The organism is Pseudoxanthomonas sp. JC1303, from assembly GCF_058448525.1.
Genome location: NZ_CP185958.1, coordinates 2363835 through 2378657, shown reverse-complemented (window position 1 = coordinate 2378657; position 14823 = coordinate 2363835). Strand labels below are relative to the sequence as shown.

The following is a 14823-nucleotide window of genomic DNA, read 5'->3' as shown; positions in this document are numbered from 1 at the left end:
GTGCCTCCCCATGCAACCTCGCAAAACCGACCGGGCCCATGCCGCCCTGCAGACCCATCGCGCGGGCCTGGACATGCGCCAGCGCCGGATCCTGATCATGGCCGACGGCCGGCGCACGCTGCCCGAGCTGGTGCAGCTGCTTGGGCCGCAGACCGAAGACCACATCGCCACCTTGATCCGGCAGGGCTATCTGGAGATCGCGCAGGCGTCCGCACTCCACATCGCAAAGACACCGGACCCGGCCCCGCGCGTCCATCGACGCTCCCTGATCGCCGCCCGCTTCTACCTGCAGGGCATCCTGGAGCTGCAGCGCGATCCGCGGGCCGAGGCACTCCACCGGCGGCTGCACGATGCGCCGGACGACGCGACGGTCCTGGAGGTGATGCGCGAAGCGGTATTGCAGTTGCCTGCGATCACCTCGCCCGGCTACGCGCAGCGGGTACAGGCACGCCTGGCCGAGGCCGTCCCGGAACACTACGGCGAGGCCTTGAAGGCACCGCAGCCGCCTGCGATCACAGGCTCCGGGGTGCTCAGCCAGGCGGCTGAAAGCGGCGGCTGAGCCCAGCCCAGCACTGCTGGTAGTCGCGCTGGCGGTGCGCGGCTTGCATCGCCTGGCGCGTCGGACGCAGCACCGCGCGGGTCTCGAACATGAAGGCCATCGTGTCGCTGATCACGTCGGGCTTGGACAGGTCCGCATGCGAGGCTTTCTCGAACGTGGCCGCATCCGGCCCATGCCCGGTCATGCCGTTGTGCAACGACGCCCCTCCCGGGGCGAAGCCCTCGGCCTTGGCATCGTAGGCGCCGTGCACCAGGCCCATGAACTCGCTGGCCACGTTTCGGTGGAACCACGGCGGGCGGAAGGTGTCCTGCGCCACCAGCCAGCGCGGCGGAAAGATCACGAAGTCCAGGTTGGCCGTGCCCGGCGTGTCGCTGGGCGAGGTCAGCACGGTGAAGATCGACGGATCGGGATGATCGAAGCTGATCGAGCCGATCGCATTGAACCGGCGCAGGTCGTAGCGATACGGCGCCCCGTTGCCGTGCCAGGCCACGACATCCAGCGGACTGTGGCCGATGGACGCGCGCCACAGGTGGCCCTGGAACTTGGCGATCAACTCGGACTCGCCCTCGACGTCCTCGTAGGCGGCCACCGGCGTTTCGAAGTCACGCGGGTTGGCCAGGCCGTTGGAGCCGATCGGCCCCAGGTCGGGCAGGCGCAGTGGCGCGCCAAAGTTCTCGCAGACATAGCCGCGTGCCTGGCCGTCGGGCAGGGTCACCGCGAAACGCACGCCGCGCGGAATCACCGCGATCTGCTGCGGCTCGACCTCGATCACGCCGAATTCGGTGGCCAGCCGCAGCCGTCCTTGCTGCGGGACGATCAGCAGCTCGGCGTCGGCGTCGTAGAACCAGCGCCCGCGCATGTCGCGGTTGGCCGCGTACAAGTGAATGCCCACGCCGTGCTGCGCCTCGGCGGCGCCATTGCCGGCCATGGTCAGCAAGCCTTCGATGAAATCGGTGGGCGCCTCGGGCAGCGGCAGCGGCGACCAGCGCAACTGGTCCGGGCTGACCGGCCCCTGGCCGAAGCCGTTGTGGAAGTCCGGCGCTTGCTCGAACAGCGCGAAGCCGCCGTGCATCGCCGCCGGCCGGATCCGATACAGCCAACTGCGCCGGTTCTGCCCGCGCGGCGCAGTGAATGCGGTACCCGACAACTGCTCGGCATACAGCCCGAACGCCACCTGCTGCGGCGAATTGCGCCCCACCGGCAGCGCCCCGGCAATCGCCTCGCTGGCGAACTCGTTGCCGAAGCCGGTCATGTAGCTCAATGAATTGCGTGAATGCTCTGCCATGCCAACACTCGCGATGCTTAAAGCCCCTCTCCCTCCGGGAGAGGGGTTGGGGTGAGGGTAAGGGTAAGGTCGCAGGCGCACCGCCAGATCGTCTCGACCACCGCTTCGGTCTGCGTCAGCACTTCATTATCCCAGCACCGCACGACCTGCCATCCCTGCGATTCCAGGAATTTGGTGCGTGCAGCATCGCTTTGCTCCGAATGCTGACTGCCATCGAGTTCAACGATGAGTTTCAATCCGACGCAGCAAAAATCCGCGATGTAGGGCGGAATCGGATGCTGGCGTCGGAACTTCAGTCCTTCCAGTTGACCACCGCGAAGATGCCGCCAGAGCAAGCGCTCGGCATCGGTCATTTCGCGGCGCAGGGCGCGCGCGTCGCGCAGCGTCCGCGTCGGCAGCGGTGGCTTAACGCGTCCTGGCATGGGCAGACGTCCTGTCTGGAAGCTTGCTGGAAGCATAGCGTCGTTCGCCATCTGGACTTCGCCTGACCCTCACCCCAACCCCTCTCCCAGAGGGAGAGGGGCTAAAGCTGCCGCCGTGATCAAGGCATGCTGCTAAAGCACGCCGCGCCGCATCTGGTCGCGCTCGATGCTTTCGAACAGCGCCTTGAAGTTGCCTTCGCCGAAGCCGTCGTTGCCCTTGCGCTGGATGATCTCGAAGAAGATCGGGCCGATCGCGTTCTGGGTGAAGATCTGCAGCAGCTTGCGCTTGCCGGTCTCCAGGTCGGCGTCGATCAGGATCTTGTTGCGCGCCAGGCGCTCGACGTCCTCGCCGTGTTCGGGGATGCGCTGGTCGATCACCTCGAAATAGGTGTCCGGCGTGTCCAGGAAATCCACGCCCGCCGCCCGCATCTTCTCCACCGTGACATAGATGTCGTCGGTGAAGCAGGCGATGTGCTGGATGCCCTCGCCCCGGTAGGCGTCCAGGTATTCGTTGATCTGCGACTTGGGATCGGACGACTCGTTGAGCGGGATGCGCACCATGCCGTCCGGCGCGGTCATCGCCTTGGACAGCAGGCCGGTCTTGGCGCCCTTGATGTCGAAGTAGCGGATCTCGCGGAAGTTGAACAGCCGCTCGTAGTAATCGGCCCACTGCGCCATGTTCCCCGGATAGAGGTTGTGGGTCAGGTGGTCGATGAAGGTCAGGCCGAAGCCGGTGGGCATGCGCTCCACCCCGGGCAGGAATTCATAGTCCGGGTCATGGATGGTGCCGGTGCTGTCGTAGCGGTCGACGATGTACAGCATGCAGCCGCCGATGCCCTTGATCACCGGCGCGGCCACCGCCTTGGTCAGCTCGCGCGGGCCGATCTGCTCGGCACCGTTCTTCAGCGCCTGCACCCGCGCCCACTCGGCGAGCTTGTTGACCCGGATGGCGAAGCCGCAGGCGCTGGGCCCGTGCTCGGCGGCAAAATCGGCGGCGAACGAATCCGGATCCTCGTTGATCAGGAAGGTGCAGTCGTTCTGCCGGTAGGTGCTGATGGCGCGCGTCTTGTGCCGGGCCACCTGGGTGAACCCGAGCTTGCGGAAGTAATCGTGCAGTTGGCCACCCTGGCCGGCGGGGGCGGCGAACTCGACGAATTCGAAGCCGTCGATCCCCATTGGGTTGTCGAACGTGGCAACCTTCGCTTCCGTTCCGGGCGCGTGCGTGGAGGGCTGAGCGCTCATGGAATCTTCTCCCATCTTGCAAAGGAACTCGCGGCAGCATAGTTTCAATTGAAACAAGGCCGCACGCCGCAGCGCACCATGACCCAGCCAGACGCCTCCCTGCCCCCCGCCCAGCCGCTGACCCTGCAGCTGGAAACCTTCGTCCCCTACCAGCTGAGCGTGTTGTCCAACCGCGTCAGCCAGGCGATTTCCGCCGAGTACTACCGGCGCTTCGGCCTGGTGATGACCGAGTGGCGCACCATGTGCGTGCTGGCCCGCTATCCGGGCCTATCGGCCGGCGAGGTCGCCGAGCAGACCGCCATGGACAAGGTGGCCGTCAGCCGCGCCGTGGCGCGCCTGCTGGAGCGTGAACTGGTCAGCCGCGACATCCACGGCGACGACCGCCGCCGCTCGGTGTTGGCCCTGTCGACCAAGGGCCAGGAACTGCACGACACCGTCGCTCCGCTGGTGCTGGAGTGCGAGCGGCGGCTGCTCTCGGTGCTCTCGCCCGAAGAGGTCGAGCAACTCCACGCCCTGATGGGGCGCCTGGGCGGGGCCGGCATGGAGCAGCTGTTGGATGGGCTGAAGGACGCCCCGGTCAGCCCGGTGTCCTCGGCCGAGCGTCATCCGCCGCTGGGCTAAGGCCGCAGCGAATCCCACCACAACGCCGCGGTCTCCCGCGGCGTTGTCGTTCATGGCCGCCCGCCGCCCGCCGTGGCCGGCGCAGGCCCGATCAAGGCGCGCAGCGGGTGTAGTCGAACACGATGCGCATGGGCTTGCCCTCCTGGTCGGGCCCGGCGATCCAGGCGTGCAGGCGCTCGCCCTTGCTGCGGTACTCGATGGTGTTGGGGAAATCGTGCGCGGCATTGGCAAACCGGACCCAGCCCGGGCCGCTTGCCACCATGGGGAAGACGGTGGCCGCCTCGCCGTTGGGCAACACGTGCATGGCCGTGTGCGCACCGTCGCGCGCGATGCGCATGAACTCGAACGACTGCGTCGCCTCGCCGCGGGTCGTGCGCGACATCCCGATCAACGCACCGCCCACCGGCGCCAGCCACGTCTCTTCGATGAGTTGCCCGGCACGCGCGGCGCACCAGCGTCCGGTCAGCCAGCCCAGGTCGGGGCTGGCGCCCAGCGCCACGCCTGACCACATCGCCATCGCCGCACCCACCACCGCCTTGGCCCTTCGCATCGTCGTCGCTCCATGTCAGGAGGCGCGACCTTAGCGAGGTAACGGTCGTGCACGCTTGTAAAAACGCGCACGGCCCGATTCGATACAGGCCCATGGACTACACCGAATCCGCTCCGCCCCTCGCACTGCGCCAGTACGTGCAATGCCTGTGGGAACTCCGCGACGAATCGCCCGATCCGGCGATCCAGGCCGTCTATCCGGACGGGCGCTGCGAACTGCTGGCCGAACTCGGCGTGCCATTGCGATTCCACGGGATGGACGGGCAACTGCGCGCGGACCAGCCCTTCTGCTTCGCGGCCCAGCAACGCGGCCCCATCCGCCTGCAGGCGACCGGGCCCGTGCACTGCATCGGCGTGCGCCTGACGGCCGCCGCCAGCGGCCTGGTCGTGGGCAAGCGCCTGGGCGGCCTGCGTGACCAGGCGCCGGACCTGTACACGTTGGACGCCGTCTTCGCCACGCGCTTCGAATCCGCGATCCGAGCCGGCGTGCAGGCCGGTACGCAGCAGCCGCTCTGGGACCTGCTGCAGGTCCACTGCGCGGGCTTCACGGTGGATCCCCTGGCCGAGCGCGCCGCCGCGCTGCTGGATGCGGCCGAGGGCGATCTGCGCATGCGCGCGCTGGCCGATCAGCTGGGCGTGGCCATGCGCACCCTGCAGGGGCGCTTTCTCGCCGCCGTGGGACTGACGCCGAAGGAATACGCACGGGTGCGCCGCCTGCAGGGCCTGCTTCGCACGCTGGATGCCGCCGCCGCGCCCATCGCCGACGCGGCGGCGCGCCACGGCTACAGCGACCAGGCCCACGCCACCCACGATCTGGCGCGCCTGACCGGGATGACCCCGGCGCGGCTGGTCCGCGCGCTGGCGGGCGACCGCAACGCGGCAGACGCAGCGCGGCTGGCGGCGGCCTTCGTGCGCGGATACGCCAGCACCTGAGCGCATCGGCCGCATTTGAAAACGCAAAACGGCGGCCGGAGCCGCCGCTGCGTGGACCGGATCCAGGCCCTACTTCACGCCATGCATCAGCTTGCTGACCAGCGGGGCGATCAGGAACAGCACCACGCCAAACGCGGTGAGGATCCAGAAGCCCATGGTGTAGGCGTGCTCGGCCGAGGCCACGGTCATGCCGCCCTCGCCGCTGACCAGGCCGGCGAAGATGCCCGACAGGTTGTTGCCGATGCCGGTGGACAGGAACCAGCCGCCCATGCCGAAGCCGACCAGGCGCACCGGGGCCAGCTTGGTCACCATCGACAGGCCGATCGGCGACAGGCACAGCTCGCCCACCGACTGCAGGACATAGACCATGAACAAGGTCCAGAACGGGATCGTGCCGGCATCGCTGACCAGCGTGGACAGGGCGAACATCAGCAGCAGGAAGGCCGAGCCGTTGAACAGCAGACCAAGGCCGAACTTGCGCGGGATCGAGGGATTGATGCGCCCCATCTTGACCCACAGCCAGGCCAGCACCGGCGCCAGCACGATGATGGCCACCGAGTTGACCGACTGGAACCACGCCGTCGGGAAGGTCCAGCTGCCGAACTGGCGATTGACGATCTCGTCGGCCAGGAAGGTGAAGCTGCTGCCGGCCTGTTCGAAGAAGCACCAGAACAGCACGTTGAACAGGAAGATGATCAGCATCGCGATCACCCGGTCACGCTGCACCTTGCCCTCGCGGATGCCTTCCACCAGCAACAGCACCGCCAGCGCGATGAACATCACCCCCAGGATCCAGGCCAGGGCCTGCGCGCCGATGGCCAGCAGGAAATAGGCCACCGGGATTGCCACGATCGCGCCCAGGGCCACCAGCACGATGCGCATCGGGTTTTCAGCGCCCGGCGGCGGCGCGCCCACGCCATTGAGCGCCCCACGTCCGATCCAGAACCACGCCATGCTGATCAGCATGCCCACGCCCGAGGCGATGAAGACCACCTTGTAGGCCGGGATCTCAGGCGTGCCAAAGACCTTGTCGGCCAACCACCCGGTCAGCAGCGGGGCGACCATCGCGCCCAGATTGATGCCCATGTAGAAGATGGTGAAGCCCGAGTCGCGACGTTCGTCGCGCTGGCTGTAGACCTTACCCACCAGGGTGGAAATGATCGGCTTGAACAGGCCATTGCCGATGATCACCGTGGCCAGGCCGATCTCGAACACGGTGTGGTTGGGCACCGCCACCAGAAACAGGCCGGCGGCCATGACGGCCGCGCCCACCAGCACCGAGCGCTGGTAGCCCAGCAGCCGGTCGGCCACGTAGCCGCCAAAGATCGCCGCGGCATACACCAGCGCCAGATAGGCACCGTAGGTGCGGCTGGCATCGCCCTGGCCCGAGGCTTCACCGCCGTAGAACTGGGCCACGATGTACAGGACCAGTGCCCAGCGGATGCCGTAGAAGGCAAAGCGTTCCCAGAACTCGGTCATGAACAGCATCCACAGCGGTCGCGGATGCCCCATCAGGTCGCCGAAGGCCGGCGGATCGCCATTCATCGGTGGAACGGGTTCAAGCGTGGGCGACTTGGACTCGGCGGTCATGCGTCAGATTCCCCTATGCAGCGTGCGTGGACAAAAAAACGTCCCGCCAAGGGGACGCGGCAGGATCACCGCTGCGGCCCCTTGGCGTCAAATGAAACCATTGCCGGCCGTGTTCAGCGCGACGGCGGCGCCAGCCCCACCACCGTGCGCACCTGGAACAGCTCGGGGAAGAACTCCAGTTCCAGCGCCTGCTTGAGGAAGCCCACGCCGGACGAGCCGCCGGTGCCACGCTTGAAGCCGATCACCCGCATCACCGTGCGCATGTGGCGGAAGCGCCACAGCTGGAACTGCGTCTCCAGGTCCACCAGGTCCTCGCACAGCTGGTATTCGCGCCAGCAGCGGTCGGTGTCGGCATAGATGCGTTCGAACATCGGCAGCAGCGCCTCGTCGCGCACGTGCGCATGGCTGAAGTCGCGCTCCAGGTGCTGGCGCGGCACCGCATGGCCGAAGCGCGCCAGGTAGCGCAGGAATTCCTCGTACAGGCTGGGGGCCTCCAGCGCCCCGCGCAGGGCCTGCTGGCCGAACGGATCGTGGGCGAAGACCTTGAGCATGGCCGCGTTCTTGTTGCCCAGCATGAATTCGATCTGCCGGTACTGCAGCGACTGGAAGCCCGAGGACGGCCCCAGCACTTCGCGGAAGCCCATGTACTCCGACGGGGTCAGCGTCTCCAGCACCGACCACTGTTCGGTGAGCTGGCGCAGCACCTGCTTGGTCCGCGCCAGCACCTTTCGGGTCTGCCAGACCTCGTCGCGCTGCAGGTGGCCGATGGCGGCGCTGAGCTCGTGGATCATCAGCTTCATCCACAGCTCGGAGACCTGATGCTGGACGATGAACAGCATCTCATCGTGGTGCGCCGGTGAGGTCAGCGGCTGCTGCGCGGCCAGCAGCAGGTCCAGCCGCAGATAGCCGCCATAGGTGGTGCGGCCGGCCAGGTCGGTGTGAATGCCGTCTTCCAGCGGCCGCTCGTTGTCTTGGATCTGCATCGAAACCGCCAGCTGCGGAGGGGTCCGGCATGGTAGCCGGTCGCGCGCGGACCCACGCCGCGGGATGGCGCACACGCCATCTGTGACCTGTCATGCAATTTACTCAGGATTCGTTCATAGTCGAAAATCGCGCTGCGGACAGTGGCGCATCCCCCGGAAAACGCGATGGAGAAGCTTCGATGACGTCACGGTTGGCGCGCCTGGCGGCGCTAGCGGTATTGGGAATGGCCAGCGCGAGCGGCGCGCAGGCACAGGTGGTGATCAGTCAGGTCTACGGCGGCGGCGGCAACAGCGGCGCGAGCTGGACCAACGACTTCATCGAACTGCACAACACCGGCACCGACCCGGTGGACCTTTCCAGCTACAGCGTCCAGTACGCCAGCTCCAGCGGCAGCAGCTGGCAGGTGACCCCGCTGAGCGGCAGCATCGCGCCGGGTGGCTACTACCTGGTGCAGGAAAGCGCCGGCTCCGGCGGGACCACCGCCCTGCCCGCTCCGGATGCGACCGGCTCGATCTCCATGTCCGGCAGCAACGGCAAGGTGCTGCTGGCGTCCAGCCAGTCTGCGTTCTCCGGCGCCTGCCCGACCGGCTACGTGGACCTGGTCGGCTACGGCTCGGCCAGCTGCTACGAGGGCAGCGGGGCCACACCTGCGCTGAGCAACGCCACCGCGGCCCTGCGCGCGGGCGAGGGCTGCACCGATACCAACGACAACGCCGCCGACTTCTCCACCGGTGCGCCAGCACCGCGCAACGGCGCCACGGCCGGCGCCGTGTGCGGCGCCAGTGGCACCCCGCTGCTGTCCATCGCCGATGCCTCCGGCGACGAGGGCGCAGGTCCGCTGAGCTTCACTCTCACCCTCACCCAGCCTGCACCGGCGGGCGGCATCAGCGTGAGCTGGAGCACCGCCGATGGCACCGCCACGGCCGGTAGCGACTACGTGGCCGCCACCGGCACGGTGAGCCTGGCCGAGGGCCAGACCAGCGCCACGGTCACCGTGGACCTGATCGACGACAGCGTCACCGAATCGGACGAGACCTTCACCGTCACCCTGTCCGACCTGGTCGGCGCGGCGTTGCTGGGCAACGCGACCGCCACCGGCACCATCGTCAACGACGACATCTCCCTGACCGCCATCCACGACATCCAGGGCAGTGGGATCCAGTCGCCCATCGCCGGTTCGCTGGTCTACACCACCGGCGTGGTCACCGGGGTCAAGGGCGCGGGCTTCTGGATGCAGACCCCGGACGCCGAGGCCGACAGCAACCCGGCCACCTCGGAGGGTGTCTACGTCTACACCGGCTCGACCCCGCCGGCCGCCGTGGCGGTGGGCAACTTGGTGCGCGTTTCGGGCACCGTGCAGGAATACGTGCCCAGCGCCGATCCGTACCAGCGTCCGCTGACCGAGATCAGCGGTAGCCCCTCGGTCACCCTGCTGTCCAGCGGTCAGCCGCTGCCCGCCCCGGTGGTGCTGACCGCCGACATGCTCACCCCCAGCGGCGGCCTGGACCAGCTCGAGCGCTATGAAGGCATGCGCGTCACCGCCGCCAGCCTGCGCGTGGTCGGCCCCACCGGCGGCTACACCAACGAGAGCAGCGCCACCGGCACCAGCGACGGCCTGTTCTACGCCGTGCTGGGCGACACGCCGCGCCCGTTCCGCGAACCGGGGATCGAGGCCCCGACCCCAGTGTCCGGCGAGATCCCGCAGTGGGACGGCAACCCGGAAATCCTCACCGTCGACAGCGACACCCTGGGCGGACCGAGCACCGCGCTGGACCTGTCCACCGGCGCGATCGTCACCGGCATGACCGGCCCGCTGGACTACAGCTACCGCCACTACGTGCTGGTGCGTGACCCGGCCGTGGCCATCGAGACCACACCGGGCGTGACCCCGCAGCCGGCGCGCGCGCCGAGCGCCGACGAGTTCACCGTCGCCGGCTACAACATGGAGCGCTTCTTCGACACCACCGCCGATGGCAACAGCGCGCCGACCCTGACTGCCGCGGCCTTCGCCATGCGCCTGTCCAAGTCCTCGGTGGCGATCCGCGACTACCTCAACCTGCCCGACATCCTGGCCGTGGTGGAGATGGAGAACCTCTCCACCCTGCAGCAGGTCGCCGACAAGGTGAATGCCGATGCGGTGGCCGAAGGCCTGGCCGACCCGCAATACGTGCCCTACCTGCAGGAGGGCAATGACGTGGGCGGCATCGACGTGGGCTTCCTGGTCAAGACCGCCACGGTCGGCGCCAGCGTCGCCCGCGTGGAGGTCACCGGCGTGACCCAGTACGGCAAGGACACCACCTGGACCGAGCCGTCGGGCAATACCAGCCTGCTCAACGATCGTCCGCCGCTGGCCCTGGACGCGGTGGTGCACTGGGGTGACGGGCGCACCTTCCCCATCACGGTGATCGCCGTGCACCAGCGCTCGCTCAATGGCGCCGACACGCTCGATGCCGCCGGCGACCGCGTGCGTGCCAAGCGCCAGGCGCAGGCCGAGTTCCTGGCCAACCTGATCCAGGGCATGCAGACCGACGACCCGGACCGCCGCATCACCGTGCTGGGCGACTTCAACGCCTTCCAGTTCAACGATGGCTACGTCGATGCGATCAACACCATCCTGGGCACGCCGACGCCGGACGCACAGACCCTGATCGCCGGCGATGGCGTCGACCTGGTCAACCCGGACCTGACCAACCTGGGTGAACTGCTGCCGGAGGGCCAGAACTATTCGTTCACCTACGACGGCAGCGCCCAGACCCTGGACCACGTGCTGGTCAACGACGCCCTGGTGCTGGCCACCACGGCCTTCGGCATGGACCACGCCCGCATCAACGCCGACTTCCCCGAAGTGGCACGCAACGATGCGACCTCGCCGGCCCGCCTGTCCGACCATGATCCAGTGGTGGCCTACTTCGCCCTGGCACCCAAGGCCGACCTGGCGGTGACCGCCAGCGCCAGCCCGGCCAGCGTGGTCGCCGGCCAGGCCCTGGGCTACACCGCCACGGTCAGCAACAACGGGCCGGAAGCGGCCGATGCCCCGGGCGTGGGCTTCTCCCTTGCCGGCGAACTGCCGGACATGGCGGTGACCCCGGCCGGTGGCTGGACCTGTGACACGGCCCAGGTGGCCGACGGCATGACCTCGGTGGCCTGCAACAGTGCCTCGCTGGCCAATGGCGACAGCGCCAGCTTCAGCGTCAGCGCCACCTCGCTGGCAACGCAGGCCGGCGGGACGGCGACCCTGGCCGTCGCGGCGACCTCGCAGACCTTCGACCCGGTCGTAGACAACAACCAGGCGGTCGCCACCACCGAGGTGACGGTTCCGAACAACGCCGACCTGGCGGTCTCCATCGCCGGCCCGTCCTCGATCAAGGCCATCCAGCTCTACACCCGCTACGTGGTGACCCTGAGCAACGTCGGCCAGTCCGCGCGCAAGCCGGAGCTGCTGATCGACGGCAACACCATGACCGCGCTGTCGCTGCTCGACACGCCGTCTGGCTGGAACTGCGTGCGCCAGGGCAGCCTGCGCGAGAGTCGCTTCCGCTGCAAAGGCTCCAAGACCCTGGCGACCGGCGCCTCGGTGAAGTTCCCGATCTGGGTGACCACCGGGACGGCACGCCGCGGCAGCACGGTGCAGGTGGGCGCCGAAGCGTCCACCGCCTCGCCCGAAGCCAACACGGCCAACAACACGGCCACCTTCTCCACCGCCGTGCGGTAATTACCGACAAAACGTCCGTTGCACCCGCGCGGCCCCGCAAAGGGGCCGCGCTTTTTTTGTCAATCACGACACATCTAAAAACGCTTGCTGCTGCGTTGCGGGAAGGCAAAGCGCTCCTGGGTCATTAACATGGCGGGGCTATGATGAAGTCCTCTTTGCGCAACACCGACGATGCCATGACCCTGGCAGCCAGTTTCCAGATCGAATACCTGCAATACCTCAACCCGGACGGCACCTCCAACGGGCGGCCCCTGCCCGAACTGGCCAAGGACACCGGCCGGCTGGTCGAACTGTTCAAGCAAATGCTGTTCGTCCGCGTCTTCGACACCAAGTCCATCGCGCTGCAGCGCACCGGCAAGCTGGGCACTTACGCCTCCTGCCTGGGCCACGAGGCCACGCACGTGGGCATCGGCGCGGCGATGCGCCCGGAGGATGTCTTCGCGCCCAGCTATCGCGAGTACGGCGCGCAGTTCATGCGCGGCGTGAAGCCGCGCGAGGTGCTCCTGTACTGGGGCGGTGACGAGCGCGGCAACGACTTCGAGGTGCCGCGCAACGATTTCTCCTGGTCGGTGCCGATCTCCACCCAGTGCCTGCATGCGGCCGGCGCGGCGCTGGCGTTCAAGCTGCGCGGCGAAGACCGGGTGGCGGTGAGCACCTGCGGCGACGGGGGCTCGTCCAAGACCGATTTCTATGCCGCGCTCAACTCGGCCGGCGCCTACCAGCTGCCGCTGATCCTGGGCGTGGTCAACAACGGCTGGGCCATCTCGGTGCCGCGTTCGGCGCAGACCGGCGCGCAGACCCTGGCCCAGAAGGGCCTGGCCGGCGGTCTGTTCTGCCTGCAGGTGGACGGCAACGACCTGATCGCCGTGCTCGACGCCATGGATCAGGCCATGCAGCGCGCGCGCAGCGGCCAGGGCGGCACGGTGCTGGAGTTCGTCACCTACCGCCTGTCCGACCACACCACCGCCGACGACGCGCGCCGCTATCGCGACGATGCCGAAGTGAAGGCCGCCTGGGAGCGCGATCCCATCCCGCGCATGCGCACATGGCTGACCGCGCAGGGCCTGTGGAGCGAGGAACAGCAAGCCGCCTGGAAGACCGAATGCGGCCAGCGCATCGACGAGGAGGTCAACGCCTACCTGGCCACGCCGGTGCAACCGGTCGAAGCGATGTTCGACTACCTCTACGCCGATCCGCCACCGGAGCTGCTCCGGCAGCGCGACGAGGCCATTGCCCGGGAGCAGCGCCATGGATGACCACAAGCCCGCGCCGGCACACGAGGCCCTCGGCGAAGCGCACGCCCTGCCCGCGACCGAAACCCCGACCGCCGCCCCGATCACCCTGATCGAAGCCATCACCCAGGCGTTGGCCTGGGAGATCTCGCACGATCCGACCGTGGTCGTGCTGGGCGAGGATGTGGGCGTCAACGGCGGCGTGTTCCGCGCCACCGCCGGCCTGCAGAAGCGCTTCGGCCCCCAGCGCGTGCTGGATACGCCGTTGGACGAGACCACCATCGCCGGCCTGACCGTCGGCATGGCCGCGCAGGGCATGAAGCCCATCGCCGAGGCCCAGTTCGACGGCTTCGTCTATCCGATGGTCGACCATCTGGTCTGCCACGCCGCGCGCCTGCGCTACCGCACGCGTGGCCGCCTGACCTGTCCGATGGTGCTGCGCGTGCCGTGGGGCGGTGGCATCCGCGCGCCGGAGCATCACTCCGAGGCCAACGAATCGATCTTCACCAACGTGCCCGGCCTGCGCGTGGTGATGCCGTCCTCGCCGCAGCGCGCCTATGGCCTGCTGCTGGCGGCGATCCGCGAGCCGGATCCGGTGATCTACATGGAGCCCAAGCGCATCTATCGCCAGTACAAGGAACGGGTACCCGATGACGGCGAGGCGCTGCCGCTGGACGTGTGCTTCGTCTTGCGCGACGGCAGCGACGTGACCCTGGTGAGCTGGGGCGCGCAGGTCAAGGAAGCCCTGGAAGCCGCCGACGCGCTGGCCGCCGAGGGCATCAGCGCCGAGGTCATCGATGTGGCCACGCTGACCCCGCTGGACTTCGACACCATCGCCGAATCGGTGGCCAAGACCGGGCGCTGCGTGATCGTGCACGAGGCCCCGCGCACGGCGGGCTTTGGTGCGGAGATCGCCGCGCGCCTGGCCGAGGAATGCATGTACGACCTGCTGGCGCCGGTCGAACGCGTCACCGGCCCGGACACGCACATGCCGCTGTTCCGCCTGGAGATGAAGTACATGCCCAGCGCGCAGCGCGTGGTCGACGCGGCCAAGCGCACGCTTGCACGGGGCTGAGATGCCGCGTGCGCGTGTGATTGCCCGGCATCGCGCACCCGACCGCGAGGCGGTGCGCGTGGCCCAGGGCGAAACCGTGATCCTGGGCGACCACGACCACGAATGGCCCGACTTCGTCTGGGCCACGCTGGCCCAGGGCCTGGGCGGCTGGATGCCAGCCAACGTGTTTCGCATCGACGATGCCGGCATCGCCACCGCGCAGCAGGCGTATGACACGCGCGAACTGGAGGCCGACCCGGGTGATGTGATCACGCTGGAGCGCGAACACGCCGGCTGGTGGTGGGCGCACGATGCACAGGGACGCAGCGGCTGGATTCCCGCGCGTTCGATCGAACTCATTCAAGAGAATGGGTCCTGCTGATGCGATGGGGACCTGCCACGCCGCACTTGAGTGCGCGTGGAGCAAGGAAGAACGAAGGAATTTATGCCGATCAATGACCGAGTGATGACGCCGCACCGCGCGCACTCAAGCACGGCCCTCCGGGTTGCCGTGTCCGGCCGCCAGCCGGCCGCGCGCGGCTTGGACAGGCAACCAGCCTCGGGCGAACCGTGGTTCGCCCACTACGCCTCGCACAACCACCTGGCGGCCGGACACGACAACGTGGCTGGTCCCCGTCAC

13 protein-coding genes are annotated in these 14823 nt (G+C 68.2%); 7 read left to right on the top strand and 6 right to left on the bottom strand.

Annotated elements, in window-relative coordinates:
* Positions 1-10 precede the first annotated feature (10 nt).
* A complete protein-coding gene (locus ACORQU_RS10575; protein WP_491641147.1) occupies positions 11-559 on the top strand; it encodes a hypothetical protein in 549 nt (182 codons plus the stop codon).
* Here the strand turns inward: ACORQU_RS10575 and hmgA are convergent.
* The 3 genes from hmgA to hppD form a co-directional block, all read right to left on the bottom strand.
* The gene (gene hmgA, locus ACORQU_RS10570) at positions 531-1844 is read right to left on the bottom strand and encodes a homogentisate 1,2-dioxygenase (RefSeq protein ID WP_491641146.1); all 1314 of its coding nucleotides are present in this window, start codon (positions 1842-1844) and stop codon (positions 531-533) included. The genes ACORQU_RS10575 and hmgA overlap by 29 nt on opposite strands.
* A 17-nt stretch (positions 1845-1861) precedes the next feature.
* On the bottom strand, positions 1862-2266 hold the full coding sequence (locus ACORQU_RS10565) for an endonuclease domain-containing protein (RefSeq protein WP_491645062.1): 405 nt from the start codon (positions 2264-2266) through the stop codon (positions 1862-1864).
* 132 nt (positions 2267-2398) lie between these two features.
* Positions 2399-3508, bottom strand: a complete 1110-nt coding sequence (hppD, locus tag ACORQU_RS10560) for a 4-hydroxyphenylpyruvate dioxygenase (protein ID WP_271647356.1) — start codon at positions 3506-3508, stop codon at positions 2399-2401.
* Between the two features lie 78 nt (positions 3509-3586).
* On the opposite strand from hppD, the gene ACORQU_RS10555 reads away from it, so the two are divergent.
* Positions 3587-4129 carry a MarR family winged helix-turn-helix transcriptional regulator gene (locus ACORQU_RS10555; protein ID WP_491641145.1) on the top strand — a complete coding sequence of 181 codons (543 nt, stop codon included), beginning with the start codon at positions 3587-3589 and terminating at the stop codon, positions 4127-4129.
* Between the two features lie 91 nt (positions 4130-4220).
* Here the strand turns inward: ACORQU_RS10555 and ACORQU_RS10550 are convergent, their stop codons facing one another.
* On the bottom strand, positions 4221-4679 hold the full coding sequence (locus tag ACORQU_RS10550) for a DUF6265 family protein (protein WP_491641144.1): 459 nt from the start codon (positions 4677-4679) through the stop codon (positions 4221-4223).
* 92 nt (positions 4680-4771) lie between these two features.
* Here ACORQU_RS10550 and ACORQU_RS10545 point away from each other — a divergent pair, with 92 nt between their 5' ends.
* Complete coding sequence (locus tag ACORQU_RS10545; RefSeq protein WP_491641143.1) at positions 4772-5611, top strand: helix-turn-helix domain-containing protein; 840 nt, start codon at positions 4772-4774, stop codon at positions 5609-5611.
* A gap of 69 nt (positions 5612-5680) precedes the next feature.
* Here ACORQU_RS10545 and ACORQU_RS10540 read toward each other — a convergent pair whose 3' ends face one another.
* Both ACORQU_RS10540 and ACORQU_RS10535 read right to left on the bottom strand, forming a co-directional pair.
* The gene (locus ACORQU_RS10540; protein ID WP_491641142.1) at positions 5681-7201 is read right to left on the bottom strand and encodes a peptide MFS transporter; all 1521 of its coding nucleotides are present in this window, start codon (positions 7199-7201) and stop codon (positions 5681-5683) included.
* A gap of 113 nt (positions 7202-7314) precedes the next feature.
* Positions 7315-8184 (bottom strand): tryptophan 2,3-dioxygenase, encoded by an 870-nt coding sequence (locus tag ACORQU_RS10535; RefSeq protein ID WP_491641141.1) that lies wholly within the window; start codon positions 8182-8184, stop codon positions 7315-7317.
* Positions 8185-8363: 179 nt separating this feature from the next.
* On the opposite strand from ACORQU_RS10535, the gene ACORQU_RS10530 reads away from it, so the two are divergent.
* From ACORQU_RS10530 to ACORQU_RS10515, 4 genes are all read left to right on the top strand, one after another.
* Complete coding sequence (locus tag ACORQU_RS10530) at positions 8364-11897, top strand: Calx-beta domain-containing protein (protein WP_491641139.1); 3534 nt, start codon at positions 8364-8366, stop codon at positions 11895-11897.
* Positions 11898-12073: 176 nt separating this feature from the next.
* Entirely contained in the window at positions 12074-13153 is a 1080-nt protein-coding gene (gene pdhA, locus ACORQU_RS10525; RefSeq protein WP_491645060.1) for a pyruvate dehydrogenase (acetyl-transferring) E1 component subunit alpha, read from the top strand.
* Complete coding sequence (locus ACORQU_RS10520) at positions 13146-14204, top strand: alpha-ketoacid dehydrogenase subunit beta (RefSeq protein WP_491641138.1); 1059 nt, start codon at positions 13146-13148, stop codon at positions 14202-14204. Before pdhA ends, ACORQU_RS10520 begins: the two co-directional genes overlap by 8 nt.
* A 1-nt stretch (position 14205) precedes the next feature.
* Positions 14206-14565, top strand: coding sequence for an SH3 domain-containing protein (locus ACORQU_RS10515; protein ID WP_271647363.1), 360 nt, complete (start codon positions 14206-14208; stop codon positions 14563-14565).
* The last annotated feature ends 258 nt before the right edge of the window (positions 14566-14823 follow it).